This window comes from Pseudomonas sp. MDT1-16, from assembly GCF_054898115.1.
Map to the genome: position 1 here is coordinate 1,814,713 of NZ_CM142717.1, position 21,262 is coordinate 1,835,974.

The 21,262-nt window shown below is 60.0% G+C and carries 22 protein-coding genes; 17 read left to right on the forward strand and 5 right to left on the reverse strand.

Annotation, left to right across the window (positions count from 1 at the left end):
• Both ACYZT3_RS08210 and ACYZT3_RS08215 read right to left on the reverse strand, forming a co-directional pair.
• A complete protein-coding gene (locus ACYZT3_RS08210; protein WP_282375678.1) occupies positions 1-771 on the reverse strand; it encodes a 2OG-Fe(II) oxygenase in 771 nt (256 codons plus the stop codon).
• A 91-nt stretch (positions 772-862) separates the two neighbouring features.
• On the reverse strand, positions 863-1,489 hold the full coding sequence (locus ACYZT3_RS08215; RefSeq protein WP_282375679.1) for an alanyl-tRNA editing protein: 627 nt from the start codon (positions 1,487-1,489) through the stop codon (positions 863-865).
• A gap of 90 nt (positions 1,490-1,579) precedes the next feature.
• On the opposite strand from ACYZT3_RS08215, the gene ACYZT3_RS08220 reads away from it, so the two are divergent.
• Positions 1,580-2,578, forward strand: coding sequence for a LysR family transcriptional regulator (locus tag ACYZT3_RS08220; protein ID WP_282375680.1), 999 nt, complete (start codon positions 1,580-1,582; stop codon positions 2,576-2,578).
• 64 nt (positions 2,579-2,642) lie between these two features.
• On the opposite strand, the gene ACYZT3_RS08225 is transcribed toward ACYZT3_RS08220, so the two are convergent.
• Both ACYZT3_RS08225 and ACYZT3_RS08230 read right to left on the reverse strand, forming a co-directional pair.
• Positions 2,643-3,050 (reverse strand): PA2817 family protein, encoded by a 408-nt coding sequence (locus tag ACYZT3_RS08225; RefSeq protein ID WP_007905217.1) that lies wholly within the window; start codon positions 3,048-3,050, stop codon positions 2,643-2,645.
• Between the two features lie 73 nt (positions 3,051-3,123).
• The gene (locus ACYZT3_RS08230) at positions 3,124-5,571 is read right to left on the reverse strand and encodes an acyl-CoA dehydrogenase (RefSeq protein ID WP_462031842.1); all 2,448 of its coding nucleotides are present in this window, start codon (positions 5,569-5,571) and stop codon (positions 3,124-3,126) included.
• A 249-nt stretch (positions 5,572-5,820) separates the two neighbouring features.
• Between ACYZT3_RS08230 and ACYZT3_RS08235 the strand changes: the two genes are divergently transcribed.
• The 4 genes from ACYZT3_RS08235 to ACYZT3_RS08250 all read left to right on the forward strand — a co-directional run bounded on the left by ACYZT3_RS08235 (position 5,821) and on the right by ACYZT3_RS08250 (position 8,989).
• Complete coding sequence (locus tag ACYZT3_RS08235) at positions 5,821-6,480, forward strand: transglutaminase-like domain-containing protein (RefSeq protein WP_282375683.1); 660 nt, start codon at positions 5,821-5,823, stop codon at positions 6,478-6,480.
• Between the two features lie 43 nt (positions 6,481-6,523).
• A complete protein-coding gene (locus ACYZT3_RS08240; protein ID WP_462031843.1) occupies positions 6,524-7,147 on the forward strand; it encodes a glutathione S-transferase family protein in 624 nt (207 codons plus the stop codon).
• 133 nt (positions 7,148-7,280) lie between these two features.
• Positions 7,281-8,213 carry an ABC transporter ATP-binding protein gene (locus ACYZT3_RS08245; RefSeq protein WP_282375685.1) on the forward strand — a complete coding sequence of 311 codons (933 nt, stop codon included), beginning with the start codon at positions 7,281-7,283 and terminating at the stop codon, positions 8,211-8,213.
• On the forward strand, positions 8,210-8,989 hold the full coding sequence (locus tag ACYZT3_RS08250; protein WP_462031844.1) for an ABC transporter permease: 780 nt from the start codon (positions 8,210-8,212) through the stop codon (positions 8,987-8,989). Before ACYZT3_RS08245 ends, ACYZT3_RS08250 begins: the two co-directional genes overlap by 4 nt.
• Before the next feature lie 151 nt (positions 8,990-9,140).
• Here the strand turns inward: ACYZT3_RS08250 and ACYZT3_RS08255 are convergent, their stop codons facing one another.
• On the reverse strand, positions 9,141-9,659 hold the full coding sequence (locus tag ACYZT3_RS08255) for a DUF2062 domain-containing protein (RefSeq protein ID WP_462031845.1): 519 nt from the start codon (positions 9,657-9,659) through the stop codon (positions 9,141-9,143).
• Between the two features lie 135 nt (positions 9,660-9,794).
• On the opposite strand from ACYZT3_RS08255, the gene ACYZT3_RS08260 reads away from it, so the two are divergent.
• From ACYZT3_RS08260 to ACYZT3_RS08315, 12 genes are all read left to right on the forward strand, one after another.
• A complete protein-coding gene (locus ACYZT3_RS08260; protein ID WP_462031846.1) occupies positions 9,795-12,017 on the forward strand; it encodes a DNA internalization-related competence protein ComEC/Rec2 in 2,223 nt (740 codons plus the stop codon).
• Positions 12,018-12,115: 98 nt separating this feature from the next.
• On the forward strand, positions 12,116-12,751 hold the full coding sequence (locus ACYZT3_RS08265) for a MotA/TolQ/ExbB proton channel family protein (RefSeq protein WP_033056924.1): 636 nt from the start codon (positions 12,116-12,118) through the stop codon (positions 12,749-12,751).
• Entirely contained in the window at positions 12,748-13,179 is a 432-nt protein-coding gene (locus ACYZT3_RS08270) for an ExbD/TolR family protein (RefSeq protein WP_282375690.1), read from the forward strand. The genes ACYZT3_RS08265 and ACYZT3_RS08270 overlap by 4 nt, the downstream gene beginning before the upstream one ends.
• Positions 13,179-14,189 (forward strand): tetraacyldisaccharide 4'-kinase, encoded by a 1,011-nt coding sequence (gene lpxK, locus ACYZT3_RS08275; protein ID WP_282375691.1) that lies wholly within the window; start codon positions 13,179-13,181, stop codon positions 14,187-14,189. Before ACYZT3_RS08270 ends, lpxK begins: the two co-directional genes overlap by 1 nt.
• A 25-nt stretch (positions 14,190-14,214) precedes the next feature.
• Positions 14,215-14,400 carry a Trm112 family protein gene (locus tag ACYZT3_RS08280; RefSeq protein WP_007945752.1) on the forward strand — a complete coding sequence of 62 codons (186 nt, stop codon included), beginning with the start codon at positions 14,215-14,217 and terminating at the stop codon, positions 14,398-14,400.
• Positions 14,397-15,161 (forward strand): 3-deoxy-manno-octulosonate cytidylyltransferase, encoded by a 765-nt coding sequence (kdsB, locus tag ACYZT3_RS08285; protein WP_462031847.1) that lies wholly within the window; start codon positions 14,397-14,399, stop codon positions 15,159-15,161. Before ACYZT3_RS08280 ends, kdsB begins: the two co-directional genes overlap by 4 nt.
• Positions 15,161-15,625 carry a low molecular weight protein-tyrosine-phosphatase gene (locus tag ACYZT3_RS08290; protein ID WP_282375693.1) on the forward strand — a complete coding sequence of 155 codons (465 nt, stop codon included), beginning with the start codon at positions 15,161-15,163 and terminating at the stop codon, positions 15,623-15,625. Before kdsB ends, ACYZT3_RS08290 begins: the two co-directional genes overlap by 1 nt.
• Entirely contained in the window at positions 15,622-16,641 is a 1,020-nt protein-coding gene (gene murB, locus ACYZT3_RS08295) for a UDP-N-acetylmuramate dehydrogenase (protein ID WP_462031848.1), read from the forward strand. Before ACYZT3_RS08290 ends, murB begins: the two co-directional genes overlap by 4 nt.
• Before the next feature lie 245 nt (positions 16,642-16,886).
• A complete protein-coding gene (locus tag ACYZT3_RS08300; protein WP_282375695.1) occupies positions 16,887-17,357 on the forward strand; it encodes a (2Fe-2S)-binding protein in 471 nt (156 codons plus the stop codon).
• Positions 17,354-19,675, forward strand: coding sequence for a xanthine dehydrogenase family protein molybdopterin-binding subunit (locus tag ACYZT3_RS08305; protein WP_462031849.1), 2,322 nt, complete (start codon positions 17,354-17,356; stop codon positions 19,673-19,675). The genes ACYZT3_RS08300 and ACYZT3_RS08305 overlap by 4 nt, the downstream gene beginning before the upstream one ends.
• Positions 19,675-20,658 carry an XdhC family protein gene (locus ACYZT3_RS08310; RefSeq protein ID WP_282375697.1) on the forward strand — a complete coding sequence of 328 codons (984 nt, stop codon included), beginning with the start codon at positions 19,675-19,677 and terminating at the stop codon, positions 20,656-20,658. Before ACYZT3_RS08305 ends, ACYZT3_RS08310 begins: the two co-directional genes overlap by 1 nt.
• Positions 20,655-21,245: a nucleotidyltransferase family protein gene (locus ACYZT3_RS08315; RefSeq protein ID WP_462031850.1), complete on the forward strand. Its 591-nt coding sequence runs from the start codon at positions 20,655-20,657 to the stop codon at positions 21,243-21,245. Before ACYZT3_RS08310 ends, ACYZT3_RS08315 begins: the two co-directional genes overlap by 4 nt.
• Positions 21,246-21,262 lie beyond the last annotated feature (17 nt).

Genomic DNA, 21,262 nt, shown 5'->3' on the forward strand with positions numbered 1-21,262 from the left:
TCAACTCCAGAAAGTAAGGGGTGAAGCATTGCCGCGATAGCCGACAAAGAACGAAAGGCTCAAGCGCGGATCGGCCACACCCGGTGTCACTGAGTGCATGCAGCGCGAATTGAACATGATGAAATCACCGGGTTCGGGAAGAATCTCCAGGGCCGGAGTGCCGAGCAGAGCCGGATCGATGCCGTAACTGTCGCCACGCATTTCGTCGAACTGATCCGGAGAAAGTCCGTGGTCCCACATCTGCAGTGCCCCCCCCTCGGTGGGCATGTTCAGGTAAACATTGCAGGCGAACTGCGCTTCCAGGCTTCTGGCCTGGTAACTGTCCGGCGCGTCCTTGGCGAAAATATCGTGGTGGGCCAGAAAACAGATCCCGGGTTTCACCACCCGAGACAACCCGACATACATCTTGCGACCGTAGAGGTTTTCCAGGTGCGCACCCGCCGGCCACGACTCATCGAGCATGCAGCGCAGGGTGTCGACAGGGGACGAATAAGGCGCACACCGGTTGCGCAGTTCCGCAATGTTGCGGGTAGCGCGTTCGAAATAATCTTCGATCAGCAGCGGCTGGTTTTCCGCTTCATAAAACGCCATGCCGATACGGCCGATGCTCGGCGCATTGACATAGCCTTCGAAGCCGGGGGCGAGGATCTTGTCGCCAATCTGAATCGCCAGCGGCTTGGGCAACAAGCCTTTGACGCGGATGGCGAGGACTTCTTCGTTGACCAGTTTTTTTATGCACGTCTCATCGAGACGCTCGACGTCAAGCATCATGTCTTAGGTCCATCTATCAGATAGTCAACAGAACCCGCGAACGCGGGCTCCCCCGGCTTAGGCGATGACGAAAGCGGCATCGCCCAAATGCTCAATCCACGCTGTAGTGGACTGACAGCGTGCCTTTCTTCTGCGAAAGGGACGCGATCGTGACCGTGCCCAAATCCTTCAGACTACGGACATGGGTGCCGCCGCAACCGTAGGCGGGCAGTTCACCGAAACCGATTTCCCGGGCGCCTTCGCGCAGTGACGTCAGACGCGGCAGGTCGTGGGCGATCCATTGCTCAATGCCGTACTGAAGGGTCTGGGCATCAACGTCCTGTGCTGAATCCGCCGGTTTGAACTGCACACGTCCTTCGCCCGGCCAGTGATGAGCCTTGATCGGCATCCAGCCCATGGCCTGGACGAAGTGGCCGATCAGATGGCCGGCAGAATGCATGTGGGTGTTTAACTGGCGGCGTTGTTCGTCGACCCGAATCTGGGTCATGCCGAGTTTTACCGGGTGGTCGACGAAATGGATGATCCGGTCCGGATCCTGAACCACGCGCAGCACCCGGCTTTCGCCGATCCAGCCGGTGTCAAAGGGCTGTCCTCCGCCTTGGGGGTGAAACAACGTGGCGCGAAGCACCACAGCAAATTCGTTCTCGTAGGGCGTGCAATCCAGGACTTCCACATTGGCCTTGAGGTCATCACTATGGAAAAAGAGGCGAAGCGTCATATTCCATGCCCTTATTAACAATTCTATTTTTATTATATGAAGCGTGGAATTGCGTGATAATCCGTTCAAACATCAAAGGACTGTTGCGTTGTGAGCATAAATCTTCCACTGCCGCTGCTCGGTGAAATGGCGACTTTCGTCAAGGTTGTCGAGACCGGCAGCTTCTCCGAGGCCGCTCGCCAGTTGGGTGCTTCACCCTCGGCGGTCAGTCGCAGCATTTCGCGTCTGGAGAAGGCGCTCGCCACTCGTTTGCTGCAACGAACCACGCGCAAGTTGCGCTTGAGCGACGGTGGCGAAGAGGTGTTCAAGCGTTGCCAGGAGATGGTCAGTGCAGCCAAGTCGGTGATGGAAATCAGCGGTCAGTTCACCCATGAAGCGCAAGGACTGGTGCGAGTCAGCGTGCCGAAGGCGGTGGGGCGGTTCGTGATTCATCCGCATATGCCGGAATTTTTGCGGCGTTATCCCAAAGTGGATGTGGAGTTGTTACTTGAAGACCGCCAGGTGGATTTGATCGACGACAACGTTGATCTGGCGATTCGTATTACTGATCGGCCACCCGCTGGACTGGTAGGGCGGCAATTGCTGACCATCGATCATTTACTCTGTGCAACCCCGCAATACCTGGCCGAACACGGCACACCGACTCATCCTCACGACTTGCTCAACCACAGCTGCATCTACCTGGGCGAAACCCCGAGCGATGCGCGCTGGAAATTCAAGAAAGGCACCAAGGCTGTAACCGTTGGTGTACGCGGACGTTATGCGGCCAATCACACCGGCGTGCGGTTAGGCGCGGTGTTGCAGCACATCGGGATTGGCAGCCTGCCGTACTTCACCGCGCGTTATGCGCTGGAGCAGGGGCTGATCGTGCAGGTGCTGCCGGACTGGACCTTTCTGGCGTCTTACCACGGCGGTGCCTGGTTGCTGCATTCGCCAACCCGCTATCTGCCACCGAAGTTACGGGTGCTGATCGACTATCTGGTGGAGTGCCTGGAAAAGGAACCGACCCTGAGCAAGCCAGGCAAGTTGAGTGATTCGGGCAAGGTCGCGGCGGAGTATGAGTTGCCGGAGAGTGATGGGTTGCTCTGAAGCGAAGGTCAAAAAAAGGCCCGCATGTTCAACCATACGGGCCTTTTGCATTTCTGACCGTGGATCAGTGCTTGCTGTCCTGGTTCGACATCGCCAGCAGCTGTTTTTCCTGGTTCCAGTCAAACGGTTCGTCGTTTTGTTCGGCTTCGAAGCGACGTTCTTCCAGCGCCTGGTACAGGTCGATTTCATCGTCGGGCATGTAATGCAGGCAGTCACCGGCGAAGTACCACAACAGGTCGCGAGGGACCAGGTGGGCAATTTGCGGATAGCGGGTGATCACCTGGCACAGAATGTCCTGGCCCAGGTATTGGCTTTCGATCGGGTCGACCGGCAGCAGCGCACGCAGTTCGTCGAAGCGCTCCAGGAACAAGGCATGGCTTTCTTCGGGAACCTGTTCGGCCTCACCCACGGCGACCAGGATGCTGCGCAAGTGGTCAAGCAAGACGAGATGGTCGGCAACGACATTGGACACGAGATAAGTCCTCAAGAGCAAAACGGGCGCAGGAGTATAAAGCTCCTGTGCCCTTTTTACATGACTTGCTGGATCAGCGGACCTTACCTTCCGCCAGCGCGAGCTCCTCTTTGTCGAAATCATCGACATCGATCACCTTGCGCCGCGCCGCTTCGGCGTCACGCAGGGTTTGCGCTTCCACTGGCTGCAACACGCCAGCCTCAAGCGCTGCATCGATGGCGTGTTCCCCGGCGACGGGTTTGACCTGACCGCTTTTGAGTGCGACATGAAGCTTTTTCTGCAGCGGTTGCGCGGAACTCAGCAGGTTGCACGCGTGTTGCAGGGCGCCGACCGGGTCCTCGCTCGATTGCGGACGGTAGCAACCGCCGAGCAACTCTTCCAGAGTTGGATCGCCTTTGGCGCGGCCGATCACCGCCGCCACTTCGGCGCCTAGTTTATCCGACGGCCCTTTGTGGCGGCGACCAAAGGGGAACACGATCACCCGCAGCAGGCAACCCAACACCTTGTTCGGGAAGTTGGTCAGCAGTTCATCCAGCGCACGCTCCGACTGACCAAGGCTTTCTTCCATGGCCCAGGTAAACAGCGGCGCCATGTGCTCCGGTGAATCGAGGTCGTGGTAACGCTTGAGCGCGGCAGAGGCGAGGTACATGTTGCTGAGCACATCCCCCAAGCGAGCTGATAGACGTTCGCGTCGTTTCAGTTCACCGCCCAGCAGCATCATGCTCAGGTCTGCGAGCATGGCGAACGCGGCAGCCTGCCGATTGAGGGCGCGGAAGTAACCCTGGCTGAGCCTGTTGCCCGGCATGTGTTCGAAATGGCCGAAACCCAGGTTCAGCACCAAGGTGCTGGCGGCGTTGCTCACGGCAAAACCGATGTGCTTGAGCAGCAGACCATCAAATTCGGTGAGGGCCTGATCCTTGTCCTCACGACCGGCGAGGGCCATTTCCTTGAGCACGAATGGATGGCTGCGAATCGCACCCTGACCGAAGATCATCAGGTTGCGCGAGAGAATGTTCGCGCCTTCCACGGTGATGAAAATCGGTGCGCCATTCCAGCTGCGACCGAGGTAGTTGTTCGGCCCCATGATGATTGCCTTGCCGCCATGAACATCCATGGCGTGACTGATGCACTCGCGGCCGCGTTCAGTGAGGTGATACTTGAGAATCGCCGACAGCACCGACGGTTTCTCGCCGAGGTCCACCGCGTTGGCGGTGAGCATCCGCGCGGCGTCCATCATCCAGGCGTTGCCGCCGATGCGAGCCATCGCTTCCTGAATCCCTTCAAATGCCGACAAAGGAACATTGAATTGCTCACGGACCTGAGCGTACTGGCCGGTCACCAGGCTGGTGAACTTGGCAGCACCGGTGCCGACCGCAGGCAGCGAAATCGAACGCCCTACAGACAGGCAGTTCATCAGCATCATCCAGCCTTTGCCGAGCATTTCCTGGCCGCCGATGAGGAACTCCAGCGGTACGAATACATCTTTGCCAGAGTTCGGGCCGTTCATGAATGACGCGCCCAACGGCAAGTGGCGGCGGCCGATTTCAACACCGGCGGTATCGGTCGGGATCAACGCCAGACTGATACCCAGGTCTTCCTCCTCACCCAGCAGGTGATCCGGGTCGTAGGCCTTGAAGGCCAGGCCGAGGAGGGTGGCGACCGGGCCCAGCGTGATGTAACGCTTTTCCCAGTTCAGGCGCAGGCCCAAGGTTTCCTTGCCTTCCCATTCACCTCTGCAGATCACCCCAGTGTCGGGCATGGCGCCGGCATCAGAGCCGGCCAGTGGACCGGTCAGTGCGAAGCACGGGATGTCGTCACCGCGCGCCAGTCGTGGCAGGTAATGGTTGCGTTGTTCGTCGGTGCCGTAATGCAGCAGCAATTCCGCGGGGCCGAGGGAGTTGGGGACCATCACGGTGGACGCGAGGTCGCCGCTGCGGGTCGCCAGTTTCATCGCCACCTGGGAGTGGGCATAGGCGGAGAAACCCTTGCCGCCGAACTCCTTGGGAATGATCAGGGCGAAGAAGCCGTTTTCCTTGATGAAGGTCCAGGCTTCGGCCGGCAGGTCCATGGTTTGACCGATCTTCCAGTCGCTGACCATGGCGCAGAGTTCTTCGGTCGGACCGTCGATAAAGGCCTGTTCCTCTTCGCTCAGCTGCGCTTTTGGGTAGGACAGCAGTGTGTTCCAGTCCGGGCGACCGCTGAACAGTTCGCCGTCCCACCACACGGTGCCGGCATCGATCGCATCGCGTTCGGTTTCCGACATCGGCGGCAAGGTTTTCTGGAACCAGCTGAACAGCGGCGCACTGAAATATTTACGGCGCAGGTCGGGGAGCAACAAGGGCGCTGCGACAGCCGCGATCAACACCCAGAGAACCAGCAGCAACCCGCCTGGCGCGCGGCTGAAAGCGCCCATCGCCACCACGTAAACGGCAACGACGCACAGGGCGGGCAGTGGGGCGATACGACGGTGGGCTAAATACGCAATCCCGACAACCAGAACCAGTATCCACAACAGCAGCATATTTAATCCTCCGTGAAACCAGGGCAAAACCAACCTTCAGAGCTTAGACGGCATCCGCAAAACAGGGTGGTCAGAGCGATGTGATTGAATTCGTGGGAAACCTTCGATGAGTTTTGTAGGACCGGTTGGCACCGGGCCGTGCAAATCGTTCGTTGGGCGGGCGGCAAAGCGTCCATGTTTGGCCGAAACGTCGTTATCTCTGTGCTGAACCTGTCGCTAGACTCGTGGCTTCCCCAGGAGATTGTTCTCATGCACGAGTATCTGAGTTCCGGCCGCTTCATCGATAGTGACCACCCGTCAGTGGTGGAGTTCGCCGAAAAACATCGCGGCAGCCGTCGTGACCCGCTCGAGCAGGCGATCAATCTCTATTACGCCGTGCGCGAAGCCGTGCGTTACAACCCTTATACCTTCAGTCGCGACCCAGACACCTTGCGTGGCAGTTATGCGTTGGCAGCGGGGGAGAGTTATTGCGTACCCAAAGCCACACTGCTGGCAGGCGCAGCCCGGCATTGCGGGATTCCCGCGCGGATCGGTCTGGCGGATGTGCGCAATCATTTGTCGACGCCGCGGTTGCTCGAGCTGCTCAAGAGCGACGTGTTCGCCATGCACGGCTATACGGAGCTACATCTGAACGGTCGCTGGGTCAAAGCCACGCCGGCGTTCAACCAAAAACTCTGCGAACTGTTCAACATCGCACCACTGGAATTCGACGGAATCAACGACAGCGTATTCCATCCTTTCAATCGCGACGGCGAGCAGTTGATGGAGTACCTGGTCGACCACGGTCAGTTCACCGACGTGCCTGAAGCGTTCTTTTTCGAGCACCTGGAGAAGTGCTATCCGCATCTGTTCGGCGACACACTGCCAGCGTTGCTGGGTGACATGCAGAGCGATTTGAGTCGCGCCTGATCCGGCGTATGCTGCCTGCGCGTTCATCCATAAAGAGGCGGTCATGCTGAAGATCTGGGGTCGGAAAAACTCATCGAATGTCAGAAAACCTTTGTGGGCCGCCGAGGAACTGGGCCTGGCTTATGAAGCCATCGATGCGGGCGGCGCCTTTGGTGTAGTCGATACGCTGGAGTTCCGCGCGATGAACCCCAATGGCCGCGTGCCGGCGATTGAAGACGATGGTTTCGTGCTGTGGGAATCGAACGCCATCGTGCGTTACCTGATGGCTCGCCACGCCAACGGCACAGCCTGGTATCCAGAGGATCTGCAGGCCCGCGCCATCGCCGATAAATGGATGGACTGGACCACTTCAAGTTTTGCCGGCCCGTTCCGTACGGTGTTCTGGGGCGTGTTGCGCACGCCGGCAGACCAGCAGGACTGGTCCGCCATCAAGGCTGCAATCAAGGAATGCGATGGCTTGCTGTCGATGGCCGACCAGGCGCTGGCGACCCAACCGTACCTGTCCGGCGATGAGATCGGCATGGGTGATATTCCTTTGGGCAGTTTCATTTATGCCTGGTTCGAGATGCCAATCGAGCGCGCGCCGCAGCCTCATCTGCAAGCCTGGTATGCACGCCTGAAACAGCGTCCGGCGTATCAGAAAGCGGTTATGACCGCGTTGACTTAATACTCACTATCGACACACTTGACTGTACTTGTGTGGCAGCGACAAGCACCATTGCGCTCACGCGCCGCGGTTGTATTCGTCGCCGCCCGCCCTTATTTGTCCCTTTCTTCCCTTCTTGGTGCGTAAATCCGATATGAGTTCCGCTCTGTCCATCCGGCAGCTAACCAAAACCTACGGCAACGGTTTCCAGGCCTTGAGTGGTATCGATCTGGACGTCGCCGAAGGTGACTTTTTCGCCTTGCTCGGCCCTAACGGCGCCGGCAAATCCACAACCATCGGCATTCTCTCGACCCTGGTGAACAAGACCAGCGGGACGGTGAATATCTTCGGTCACGACCTGGACAAGAATCCTGCGCAGCTCAAGCGCTCCATCGGCGTGGTGCCCCAGGAATTCAACTTCAACCAGTTCGAAAAGACCTTCGATATCGTCGTAACCCAGGCCGGTTACTACGGCATCCCGCCGAAAATCGCCAAGGAGCGCGCCGAGCAGTACCTGACCCAGCTCGGCCTGTGGGACAAGCGCGATACGCCGTCGCGTTCACTGTCCGGCGGCATGAAGCGTCGCCTGATGATCGCCCGTGCGCTGGTTCACGAACCGCGCCTGCTGATCCTCGACGAACCGACGGCGGGTGTGGACATCGAACTGCGTCGCTCGATGTGGACGTTCCTCACCGAGCTGAACAAGAAAGGCATCACCATCATCCTCACCACACACTACCTGGAAGAGGCTGAGCAGTTGTGCCGCAACATCGGCATCATCGACCACGGCACCATCGTCGAGAACACCAGCATGAAACAGTTGCTCGGCCAACTGCATGTGGAAACGTTCCTGCTAGACATCAAAAACACGCTGCAAACCGCGCCGCAGTTGCTCGGTTACCCGACCAAGCTGCTCGACAGCCACACCGTTGAAGTTCAGGTCGACAAGGCCATGGGCATCACCGCGCTGTTCACCCAATTGGCGCAGCAGAACATCGAAGTGTTGAGCCTGCGTAACAAAACCAATCGCCTCGAGGAGTTGTTCGTGTCCCTGGTGGAGAAAAATCTGTCGAAGGTGGCGGTATGAGTTCCGAGCTGCAACCCAACCTCGTTGCCCTCAATACCATCGTTTACCGAGAGGTCAAACGCTTTACCCGGATCTGGCCGCAGACGCTGCTGCCGCCGGCAATCACCATGGTTCTGTACTTCGTGATCTTCGGCAATCTGATTGGCCGGCAGATCGGTGACATGGGTGGTTTCACCTACATGGAGTACATCGTGCCGGGGCTGATCATGATGTCGGTGATCACCAACTCCTACGGCAACGTGGTCTCGAGTTTCTTCGGCAGCAAGTTCCAGCGTTCCATCGAAGAATTGATGGTGTCGCCGGTATCGCCGCATACGATTCTGATCGGCTACACCCTGGGCGGCGTGCTGCGCGGCTTGATGGTCGGGGTCATCGTGACGCTGCTGTCACTGTTCTTCACCGATTTGCAGGTGCATCACCTGGGCGTGACCATTCTGGTCGTGGTGCTGACGGCGACGATTTTCTCGCTACTGGGCTTCATCAACGCGGTGTTTGCACGCAACTTCGATGACATCTCGATCATCCCGACGTTCGTACTGACACCACTGACGTACCTGGGCGGGGTGTTCTACTCGATTTCCTTGCTGCCGCCGTTCTGGCAGACCGTGTCCCTGGCCAACCCGGTGCTGCACATGGTCAACGCGTTCCGCTATGGCATTCTTGGCGTTTCGGACATCAGGATCAGCGTGGCGATCACCTTCATGCTGGTGGCGACCGTCGTGTTGTATATCGGTTGCGCACGGCTGCTGGTCAGCGGTCGCGGGATGCGTACCTGATCAAGACAGTGGCGCGCCCTTCGCGGGCAAGCCTCGCTCCTACAAGGTTTGTGTCGTCGCCACTGACTTTGTAGGAGCGAGGCTTGCCCGCGAAGGCGTCAGTCCAGACACCACAAAAAAAACGGCCTCCCATGTGGAGGCCGTTTTGCGTTTACTGCATCCGGTTTTTCTTGCGCCGCTTCCATTGCCGCCCAACCCACCAGCGCCAGTACATCATGGTCAGGCAATAGGCGAGGGCACCCAGCACCAGCCCCATCACCACTGAACCGAGCAAAAACGGCTGCCACAGAGTAGAGAGTTCGCCGCTGATCCATTCCCAGGTCAATTCGTCCGGCAGGCTGCGGGCGGGTACGTTCATCAGCCAGGCGCCGGTTTGGTAGGTGCAAAAGAACACCGCTGGCATGGTGATCGGGTTGGTCAGCCAGACCAGGCTGACGGCAATCGGCATGTTGCCGCGCACCACGATGGCGAGGATGGCGGCGACCAGCATCTGCAACGGAATCGGCAGGAATGCCGCGAACAGACCCACAGCCATGGCCCGTGCGACGGAATGGCGGTTGAGGTGCCAGAGGTTCGGGTCATGCAGCAGCGTGCCGAGAAAGCGTAAGGATTTGTGTTCCCTGATGCTGGTCGGGTCTGGCATGTAACGTTTGAATAAGCGCCGGGGCATAAGGCTTCTCGGTCGGTTAAGGCGGCAAGTATGTCTGGATTCTATGAACCGCCCATTCAGACTTTGTGACAATTAATAACGATGCCCCTGCGGTTAGCCGTCTATGCCTAGGAGGGGACTCTCAAGGACGGGCGTATGCGCACAGGGATGATGGCGCTGGCGTTGGGTCTGTTGATCCTGCGTTTTTTACCGGTATTACCGCCGGTCTGGTTTTGGATGTTGCTGCCGGTCATAGGTTTGATGGTGCTGCCGTTTCGGAGCTATCCACTGGCATTTTTGCTGTTCGGCTTCAGTTGGGCGTGCGCGCAGGCGCAGTGGGCGCTGGATGATCGGCTGCCGATGAGCCTCGATGGTGAAACTCGTTGGGTTGAAGGGCGGGTGGTGGGATTGCCCCAGAACAATGAGGCCGTCGTGCGTTTCGAACTGGCGGACGCCCGGTCTCGACACGGTAAGTTGCCGCAACTGATACGCCTGGCCTGGTATGACGGACAGCCGGTGCACAGCGGCGAACGATGGCGATTGGCAATCAAGTTGAAGCGTCCTGCCGGGTTGCTCAATCCCCATGCCTTCGATTACGACGCCTGGTTGCTGGCACAACACATCGGGGCTACCGGGACGGTCAAGGATGGCGAGCGGCTGATGGAAACCCGGTGGGCCTGGCGCGACGGCATTCGCCAGCGTTTGCAGTCCGTGGATGCCCAAGGGCGAACGGGTGCGCTGACGGCGTTGGTGCTGGGGGATGGCGCCGGATTGAGTCGCGAAGACTGGCAGGTGCTGCAAGACACCGGCACCGTCCATCTGTTGGTGATTTCCGGACAGCACATCGGGTTGCTGGCAGGGCTGGTGTATCTGCTGATCGCCGGGTTGGCCCGTTATGGCCTGTGGCCAAAACGCTTGCCTTGGCTGCCGTGGGCCTGTGGACTGGCGTTCGTGGCTGCTCTCGGTTATGGGCTGCTGGCCGGTTTCGAGGTGCCGGTGCGGCGGGCCTGCGTGATGATCGGCCTGGTGCTGTTGTGGCGGCTGCGATTTCGTCACCTCGGTGCCTGGTGGCCATTGTTGTTGGCGCTCAATGGCGTTTTGCTGCTCGACCCGCTGGCGAGCCTGCAACCGGGTTTCTGGTTGTCATTCGCGGCGGTGGCGGTGTTGATCTTCACCTTCGGTGGTCGGTTGGGCCCATGGCGTTGGTGGCAAACGTGGACCCGTGCCCAATGGCTGATCGCGATCGGTCTGTGCCCCTTGCTGCTGGTGCTCGGGTTGCCGATCAGTCTCAGCGGGCCAGTGGCCAATTTGCTGGCGGTACCGTGGATCAGTCTGGTCGTGCTGCCCCCGGCGTTGCTGGGTACGTTGTTTTTAGCCCTTCCTTATGTGGGTGAAGGTCTGCTGTGGTTGGCAGGCGGTTTGATCGACCTTTTGTTCAAGGGCCTGGCGCTGATGGCCGGGTACTTGCCCGCGTGGGTGCCGGTGGCGATCCCGTTGTGGATATGGGCACTCGGCACACTGGGTGCCTTTCTATTATTAATGCCTCGAGGTGTGCCGTTTCGCTCGTTGGGCTGGCCGATGCTGCTGTTGCTGGTTTTTCCGCCCCGGCAAATCTTGCCTGAAGGCATCGCCGAAGTCTGGCAACTGGATGTCGGCCAGGGTTTGGCAATCCTGGTGCGCACCCGTCATCACACGCTGTTGTATGACACCGGGCCACGTTTCGGCGATTTCGACCTGGGCGAGCGGGTGGTGCTGCCTTCGTTGCGCAAACTGGGCGTGAACGACCTCGATCTGATGCTGATCAGCCACGCCGACGCCGATCATGCTGGCGGTGCCCGGGCCGTTGCCACTGGCTTGCCGGTGAAGCGGGTCATCAGTGGCGATCCCCTGGCGCTGCCAGCCGAGTTGCAGGCAGAGGGCTGCGAGAGCGGCAAGCAATGGGTCTGGGACGATGTAAGGTTCCAGCTCTGGCAATGGTCTTTCGCCCGCGACAGCAATCAAAAATCCTGCGTCCTGCAGATAGAAGCCAACGGTGAGCGTATGTTGCTGACCGGTGATATAGACGCAGCAGCCGAGGGAGCCCTGCTCGACAGTCCGCTGGCGGTACCTACGGACTGGCTGCAGGCGCCGCATCACGGCAGTCGCAGTTCATCTTCAATGACGCTGCTCAAAGGGCTGCAACCCAAAGCGGTGTTGATCTCCCGCGGCCAGGGCAATTCATTCGGTCATCCCCATCCTACGGTCATGGCGCGCTATCAAAAGCGCGGCATCTTGATCTATGACAGCGCCGAACAGGGTGCCATGCGTCTGCAACTGGGACGCTTCAAGCCGCCATGGACGATGCGTCAAGAACAGCGTTTCTGGCGCTCTGCGCAATAACCCGGAGTTATTAAAGCCCGACCGGATGCGACATCACGGTCTTCGGTGCGCTCACCCCCTATGTTAGAGTGGCGCACTTTTTCGAGGGGACTGTCACTGTGTGGGAATTGGTCAAATCCGGCGGATGGATGATGATACCGATCATTCTGAGTTCCATCGCAGCCATGGCGATCGTCGCCGAACGTCTCTGGACCCTGCGAGCCAGCCGTGTGACCCCGGAGCATTTGCTCGGGCAGGTCTGGGTCTGGATCAAGGACAAACAACTTAATAAAGACAAACTCAAGGAACTGCGCGCCAACTCGCCGTTGGGCGAGATCCTGGCTGCCGGCCTGGCCAACTCCAGGCATGGTCGCGAGATCATGAAAGAGTGCATCGAAGAGGCCGCCGCGCGAGTGGTTCACGAGCTCGAACGCTACATCAATGCGCTGGGCACCATCGCCGCCATGGCCCCGTTGCTGGGTCTGTTGGGTACGGTGTTGGGCATGATCGATATCTTCAGTGCATTCATGGGTTCGGGCATGACCACCAACGCTGCCGTGTTGGCCGGTGGTATCTCCAAAGCCCTGATTACTACGGCCGCAGGCTTGATGGTCGGCATCCCGGCGGTATTCTTCCACCGCTTCCTGCAACGCCGGATCGATGAACTGGTGGTGGGCATGGAGCAGGAAGCGATCAAACTGGTTGAGGTGGTACAGGGTGACCGTGATGTTGACCTGAATGGGGGCAAAGCGTGAAATTCCGCCGCAAGCAACGGGAGAATGTAGACATCAACCTCGCGTCGCTGATCGACGTGGTGTTTATCCTGCTGCTGTTTTTCGTTGTCACCACCACGTTTACCCGTGAAACCCAGTTGCGTGTTGAGCTGCCGGAAGCGGTCAGCGGTTCACCTGCTGAAGACCAGCAGGTCAAACATCTGGACGTTGCCATCAGTGCCGAAGGCGTGTTTTCGGTGAACAACCAGTTGTTGCCGAAAAACGATCTGGCCACTCTGATGGACGCGCTGCAGAAGGAGTCCAATGGCGACACCAACCTGCCGCTGTCCATCAGCGCTGATGGCAAGACTCAGCATCAGTCCGTCATCATCGCCATGGACGCCGCCGGCAAGCTTGGTTTCAGCCACCTGCGCATGACCACTGTCGAGGCGGCGCCGCCCGCGCCCTGATGGCCATGTCCGATCGCTTGCTCACCGCGTGGTACGAAGGTCATCCGGCCCTGAAGCTGTTACAGCCGCTGGAGTGGCTGTATCGGCGCGTGGTCATGAGCAAGCGCAAGCGCTTCCTGGCGGGTGAGGGCGAGATCTATCAGCCTCCGGTGCCGCTGATCGTCGTCGGTAACATCACCGTCGGCGGCACCGGCAAGACGCCGCTGATTCTGTGGATGATCCAGCACTGCCAGCGCAGCGGCCTGCGGGTCGGTGTGGTCAGTCGGGGTTACGGCGCCAGGCCGGCGCAATTGCCGTGGCGGGTTGAGGCGGATCAAAGCGCCGAGATCGCAGGAGACGAGCCGCTGTTGATCGTCCAGCGCACCGGCGTGCCGTTGATGATTGACCCGGACCGCAGCCGTGCAGTCAAGGCGCTGCTGGCGAGTGAACCGCTGGACCTGATCCTCTCCGACGACGGCATGCAGCATTACCGGTTGGCCCGCGACCTGGAACTGGTACTGATCGACGCCGCCCGCGGCCTGGGTAACCAGCGTTGCCTGCCCGCCGGGCCATTGCGCGAACCGGTCGAGCGCCTGCAAAGCGTCGACGCTGTGCTCTACAACGGCGCTACTGCCGATCGCGACGGCGGTTTTGCCTTCCAGCTTCAACCCACCGAACTGGTCAATCTGCACAGCGGCGAACGGCGTTCCCTCGACCACTTTCCCGCTGGCCAGGCGCTGCACGCCGTGGCCGGGATCGGCAATCCGCAGCGTTTCTTCACGACCCTCGAAACGCTACACTGGCAGCCAGTCCCGCATGCGTTTGCCGACCACGCCGACTACAGCGTGCAGGCCTTGAATTTCACACCGTCATTGCCGTTGGTGATGACCGAAAAGGACGCGGTGAAGTGCCGTGCCTTCGCCGCCGCCGATTGGTGGTACCTGGCGGTCGATGCTGCGCCATCGCCGGCCTTCGTGGCCTGGTTCGATACGCAGCTGATGCGCCTGTTACCGGCTCGTCTTTTGCCTTAAATCCGTTTTTATCCAGGGAATGCTCATGGACACCAAATTGCTCGATATCCTCGCTTGCCCGGTCTGCAAAGGCCCGCTCAAGCTCAGTGCCGACAAAACCGAGCTGATCAGCAAGGGCGCAGGTCTCGCTTACCCGATTCGCGACGGCATCCCGGTGATGCTCGAAACCGAAGCCCGCACCCTGACCACCGACGAGCGTCTGGATAAATGACCACAGCCTTCACCGTTGTCATTCCATCGCGCTACGCCTCCACCCGCTTGCCGGGCAAGCCGCTGCTGCTGATCGCCGGCAAGCCGATGATCCAGCACGTCTGGGAACAGGCGAGCAAAAGCAGCGCCCAGCGCGTGGTGGTTGCCACTGACGATGCGCGCATCGTTGAGGCCTGCAAAGGGTTTGGTGCCGAAGTGGTGCTGACCCGCGAAGATCACAATTCCGGTACCGATCGCCTGGCCGAAGTCGCCACGAAACTGGGCCTGGCGCCGGACGCCATTGTGGTCAACGTTCAGGGCGACGAACCGTTGATCCCGCCGAGCGTCATCGATCAGGTGGCTGCCAACCTGGCCGCTCACACCGAAGCGCGCATGGCCACGTTGGCCGAGCCGATCGAAGACGTGGAAACCCTGTTCAATCCCAACGTGGTCAAGGTCGTCAGCGACTTCAATGGCCTGGCGCTGACCTTCAGTCGTGCCACGTTGCCGTGGGCCCGGGATGCGTTCGCCAAAAGCCGCGACCAATTGCCGGAAGGCGTGCCGTATCGTCGCCACATCGGCATTTATGCCTACCGCGCCGGTTTCCTGCATGACTTCGTCAGCTGGGGCCCGTGCTGGCTGGAAAACACCGAATCCCTGGAACAGCTGCGTGCCCTGTGGCACGGCGTGCGGATTCACGTTGCCGACGCGCTGATCGCACCGCCCACTGGCGTCGACACCGTTGAAGACCTCGAGCGCGTTCGTCGCCTGCTGGAGGCCTGATGCGGGTTTTGTTCGTCTGCCTGGGCAACATCTGCCGTTCACCCACGGCCGAAGGTGTGCTGCGACACAAACTGCGCGAAGCGGGGCTGGCCGATCAAATCGAGGTCGCCTCCGCCGGCACCGGTGACTGGCATGTCGGCAAGGCCCCGGACAAGCGCAGCCAGGCTGCGGCGAAACTGCGCGGGTATGACCTGTCCGCTCAGCGCGCCCAGCAAGTGAATCGTGCGGATTTCGCCACCTACGACCTGATTCTGGCGATGGACAACAGCAATCTGCGCAACCTAAAGGCCCTGCAACCTTCCAAGGGTAAGGCCGAACTGGATCTGTTCCTGCGTCGCTATCAGTCGCAAATCGATGAAGTGCCGGATCCGTATTACGACGGCGACCAAGGCTTTGAGCAGGTGCTGGACCTGATCGAGGGCGCCAGTGATTTGCTGGTGATCGAATTGAAGGGGCGGTTATGAGTTTGCAGGTTCAACCCCAGGTTTCGCTCAAACCGTTCAACAGTTTCGGTGTCGACGTTCAAGCCCGGTTATTTGCCGAAGCCCATAGCGATGCTGACGTGCGTGAAGCCCTGGCCTATGCGGCGGAACATGACGTGCCGCTGCTGGTGATTGGCGGGGGCAGCAACCTGCTGCTGACGGCCGATATCCAGTCGCTGGTGCTGCGCATGGCCACGCGCGGGATTCGCATCCTGAGTGATGACGGCAGCAAGGTCGTTATAGAAGCCGAGGCGGGCGAGCCGTGGCATCCGTTTGTGCAGCACACGCTGGCGCAGGGTTTGTCCGGTCTGGAAAACCTCAGCCTGATCCCCGGCACCGTCGGCGCGACACCTATTCAGAACATCGGCGCCTATGGTGTGGAGATCAAGGATGTTTTCGCCGGCCTGACCGCTTTGGATCGCAAGAGCGGCGAACTGCGGGACTTCACCCTGGAAGAATGCAACTTTGCCTACCGCGACAGCCTGTTCAAACAGCAACCGGGGCGCTGGTTGATCCTGCGGGTACGATTCATCCTGGACCGCGCCACGCACCTGCATCTGGAGTACGGCCCGGTTCGTCAGCGCCTGGCCGAGCAAGGCATCGATCACCCGACCGCCACCGATGTCAGCCGGGCGATTTGCAGTATCCGCAATGAAAAGCTCCCGGACCCGGCGGTGCTGGGCAATGCCGGCAGCTTTTTCAAAAATCCGTTGGTGCCCGCCGCGCTAGTCGCACAACTCAAGGCGCAATACCCGGACCTGGTGGCCTACGCGCAACCCAACGGACAAATGAAACTGGCGGCGGGCTGGCTGATCGAACGGGCCGGCTGGAAAGGTTTCCGTGACGCCGATGCCGGCGTGCATAAACTGCAGGCGTTGGTGCTGGTCAACTACGGCAACGCGACCGGACTGCAATTGCTGAACCTGGCGCAACGTATCCAGAAAGACATTTCAGAACATTTCCATGTCGACCTGGAAATGGAGCCTAATCGGTATTGAGGCTAAGCTTTCAAGACTGGATCCAAAGCCCTGCACATCTTCTAGTGTGCAGGGCTTTTTTGTTAATGCTGGGTTAACTTAGCCACCTAACGATGCAAACGTTTGCTCCACCAAAGGCCCAATGCAGACGCTACCGTCCGCATAAAGAGAGCCTCATTAGCCTGAGCCGATCTGCGTGATGCCAACCGCCAACCCCTGGCGGCAGATTGCTCGACCCCATAACCAATAACTATGCGGGCGTGCCCATGATTACCCTGAAGCTCAATGGTCAAGACCATCAACTTGATGTCACCGAGGACATGCCGCTGCTCTGGGCGATCCGCGACGTGGCCGGTTACAACGGCACCAAATTTGGCTGCGGCATGGGCCTGTGCGGCGCCTGCACCCTTCATATCGAAGGTGCTCCGGCGCGCAGTTGCATCACGCCGATCGGTTCGGTCGTTGGCCAAAACGTCACCACCATCGATAACCTGCACGCCGACCCGGTCGGGCAAATCGTTCAGCAAGCCTGGCTCGACACCGCCGTGGCCCAGTGCGGTTTCTGCCAGGGTGGGCAGATCATGTCCGCCACGGCGCTACTCAAGACCAACCCGAACCCCAGTGACGCACAGATCGAAGAGGCGATGGTCGGCAATATTTGCCGCTGCGGCACCTACAATCGCATCAAGACCGCCATCCGTCAGGCATCCACTCACCTGAAGGAGGCCAAGGCATGAGCCCGTTACCGAATGATTTTGCGCTGAGCAACCTCAGTCGCCGTGGCTTCCTTAAAGGCGTCGGTGCGACCAGCGCGCTGGTGCTGGCGGCGAGTTGGGGCTGGCAAGACGCGTTTGCCGAAGAAAAAGAGAAGCAGTTCGGCGCCGACGGCATGCCCCATGGCTGGATCGATGATCCGAAGGTGTACATCAGCATCGCCGCTGACGGCAGGGTGACCGTGGTCTGCAACCGTTCGGAAATGGGCCAGGGTGTGCGCACCAGCCTGACGATGGTGGTGGCCGATGAGCTGGACGCGGACTGGGCGATGATGAAGGTGCAACAGGCACCGGGCGACGAAGTGCGCTTCGGCAACCAGGATACTGATGGTTCGCGCAGCATGCGCCACTGGTACGAGCCGATGCGTCGCTGCGGTGCTGCCGCACGGACCATGCTCGAGCAAGCGGCTGCCGAACAGTGGAACGTGCCGGTCAGCGAATGCCATGCACAGCTGCATAAAGTCATCCATAAACCGTCCGGTCGTGAACTGGGTTACGGTGCCCTGGCCGCCGCTGCCGGTGCGTTGGCGGTTCCTGCTCGTGACAGTGTGCGGCTCAAACAGCCATCGGAATTCCGCTACATCGGCAAAGAAGGCACCAAGGCAATCGACGGTGACGACATCGTCAACGGTCGTGCAGTCTACGGCGCCGACGTGCATTTCGATGGCATGCTCTACGCCACTATTGCCCGTCCTGCGGTGTATGGCGGCAAGGTCAAGTCCGTCGATTCCAGCGCGGCGATGAAAGTCCCGGGCGTGATCAAAATCATCCAGATCGAAGATCGTCCGCTGCCGTTGGAGTTTCAACCGTTGGGCGGTGTGGCCGTTGTAGCCAGCAATACCTGGGCGGCAATCAAAGGCCGCGACGCGCTGAAAATCGAGTGGGACGACGGCCCGCACGCCAGTTACGACTCGATCGCCTACCGCAAGGAGTTGGAAGCTTCATCCCTCAAACCCGGCAAAGTGGTGCGCAATACCGGCGACATCGACGGGGCCATGGGCAGCGCCGACAGCACGCTCGAAGCGTCCTATTACTTGCCGCACCTGACGCAAGCGCCAATGGAACCGATGGTCGCCATCGCCCGCTTCAAGGACGGTGTGTGCGAAGCCTGGGCCCCCAGCCAGGCACCCCAAGTCACCCGCGAACGCATTGGCGAACGCCTCGGCATTCCGTTCGATAACGTCAGCTTTAACGTCACCTTGCTGGGCGGCGGCTTCGGTCGCAAGTCCAAGCCGGACTTCATCATCGAAGCCGCGATCCTTGCCAAGGAATTCCCCGGCAAGGCGGTGCGGGTGCAATGGACGCGTGAAGACGACATCCACTGTTCCTACTTCCACACGGTGTCGGCCGAATACCTGAAGGCCAGCCTGAACAAGGACGGTCTGCCGTCCGGCTGGTTGCACCGCACCGTGGCGCCGAGCATCACCGCGCTGTTTGCGCCGGGCATGAACCACGAGGCGGCCTTCGAGCTGGGCATGGGCTTTACCAACATGGCTTACGCGATCCCCAACGTGCGCCTGGAAAACCCGGAAGCGGCGATTCACACGCGAGTTGGCTGGTATCGCTCGGTGTCGAACATTCCTCACGGTTTTGCGATTCAGAGCTTTGTCGATGAACTGGCGCACAAGGCCGGCCAGGATCCGCTCAAGTACCAGATCAAATTGCTCGGCCCGGACCGACATATCGATCCGCGTACCTTGAGTGAAGAGTGGAACTACGGCGAATCGCCCGAGCGGTATCCGATCGACACTGCACGGCTGCGCACGGTGCTGGAAACTGCTGCCAAAGCCGCAGGTTGGGGGCGTGAAATGCCCAAGGGCCGAGGCTTGGGTCTGGCGGTGCATTACAGCTTCGTCACCTATGTGGCGGCGGTGCTCGAGGTTGAAGTCAAAGACGACGGCACGCTGATCGTGCACAAGGCCGATATCGCCGTGGATTGCGGTCCGCAGATCAACCCCGAGCGGATTCGTGCGCAGTTCGAAGGCGCCTGCGTCATGGGTCTGGGCAACGCGGTGCTGGGGGAAATCAGTTTCAAGGACGGCAAGGTTCAGCAGGACAACTTCCACATGTACGAAGTGGCGCGCATGTCCCTGGCGCCGAAGGAAGTTGCGGTTCATCTGGTCACACCACCGGGCGTAGTGCCATTAGGCGGTGTCGGTGAGCCGGGCGTGCCACCGATTGCGCCAGCGTTGTGCAACGCAATCTTTGCCGCCACCGGCAAGCGCATCCGCGACCTGCCGGTTCGCTATCAGCTGCAAGGTTGGCAGAAGGCGCAGGCCTGATGGACAGCGTCGATCTGAATGTCCTGCGCAGCGTGCTGGAATGGCGCCGCGCCGGTCAGCGGGTGGTGTTGTACAGCGTGGTCCAGACCTGGGGCACCGCGCCTCGGGCGCCTGGCGCGATGCTGGCCTTGCGTGAAGACGGCGTGGTGATTGGCTCGGTGTCCGGTGGCTGTGTCGAGGACGATCTGATCGCCCGGTTGCACGACGGCCGGATTCCTGCGGATGGACCGCCGGTGCAGTTGATCACCTATGGCGTCACCCGTGAGGAAGCGGCGCGATTTGGTTTGCCGTGCGGCGGCACCTTGCGCCTGACCGAGGAGCGAGTCGGTGACCCGGCTTGGGTCGCCGAGTTGCTGGCGCGTTGCGAGGCGCATGAAATCGTTGCGCGAGCGCTGAATATCGAGACCGGTGAAGTGGTTTTGCAGTCGGCCAACAAGACTGATGTGCTGACGTTTGACGGGCGGACCTTGCGCGCCATCTACGGCCCGCGTTGGCGCTTGTTGCTGATCGGCGCCGGGCAACTGTCCCGTTATGTCGCCGAGATGGCGCGGCTGCTGGATTTTGAAGTGCTGATCTGCGACCCACGCACCGAGTTCGTTTACGGCTGGGAAGAGCAACACGGTCGATTTGTCTCGGGCATGCCCGATGACGCGGTGCTTAGCATCCAGACCGACGAGCGTACGGCCATCGTCGCACTGACCCACGATCCTCGACTGGATGACATGGCATTGCTCACGGCCCTGGACTCCAAGGCGTTTTATGTCGGTGCGCTGGGCTCGCGGATCAACAGCTTGAAGCGCCGGGAGAACCTGGCTCAGCTAGGCTTGTCACAGCAGGCCATCAATCGTCTGCATGGCCCGATCGGTTTGCACATTGGCAGCCACACACCGGCGGAAATCGCCTTGTCGCTACTGGCCGAAATTGTCGCGATCAAGAACGGCGTCGAGCTCAAGCAGAAGAAGCTGTTGCAGGAGGTCGTATGAGCGAACCTATCGGCGTCATCGTGTTGGCGGCGGGGCAGGGCAGTCGGTTTCGACAGGCGGCAGGTGCCGAGAAGGACAAGCTGCTGGCGGATTGTACCGGGCGCGAAGGGGCTGTTCGTTCAGTAATAGAGCAAGTGCTGTTGAATTTGCCGGCTTCCCTTGAGAAGCGCGTCCTGGTCACCACCGACGATCGACCGCAATTGAGTCGTATGGCTCAGGCCTATGGCTGCGAGATTGTGCTGATCGAGTCGACGGGGATGGGAGACAGCATCGCGGCCGGGGTGGCGGCATGTCCGCGGCTCGGTGGCTGGCTGATTGTGCTGGGGGATATGCCGTTTATCCTTGCGTCGAGTATTGAGCGTGTGGTGGTGGGGATTGCTGATGACGCCGTCAGTGTTCCTGTGCATCAAGGCGAGTATGGGCATCCGGTGGGGTTCGGACGAACGTTTGGGCCGGGGTTGATGGCGCTATCGGGTGATCGTGGGGCCAAGGCGTTGTTTGCGTCGGCGAGGGTAGTTGAAGTGGCAGTGGAGGATGCCGGCGTGTTGTGGGATGTGGATGTGCCAGAGAAGTTATTGTTTGTCTGAGTGATTGCCCGCGAAGA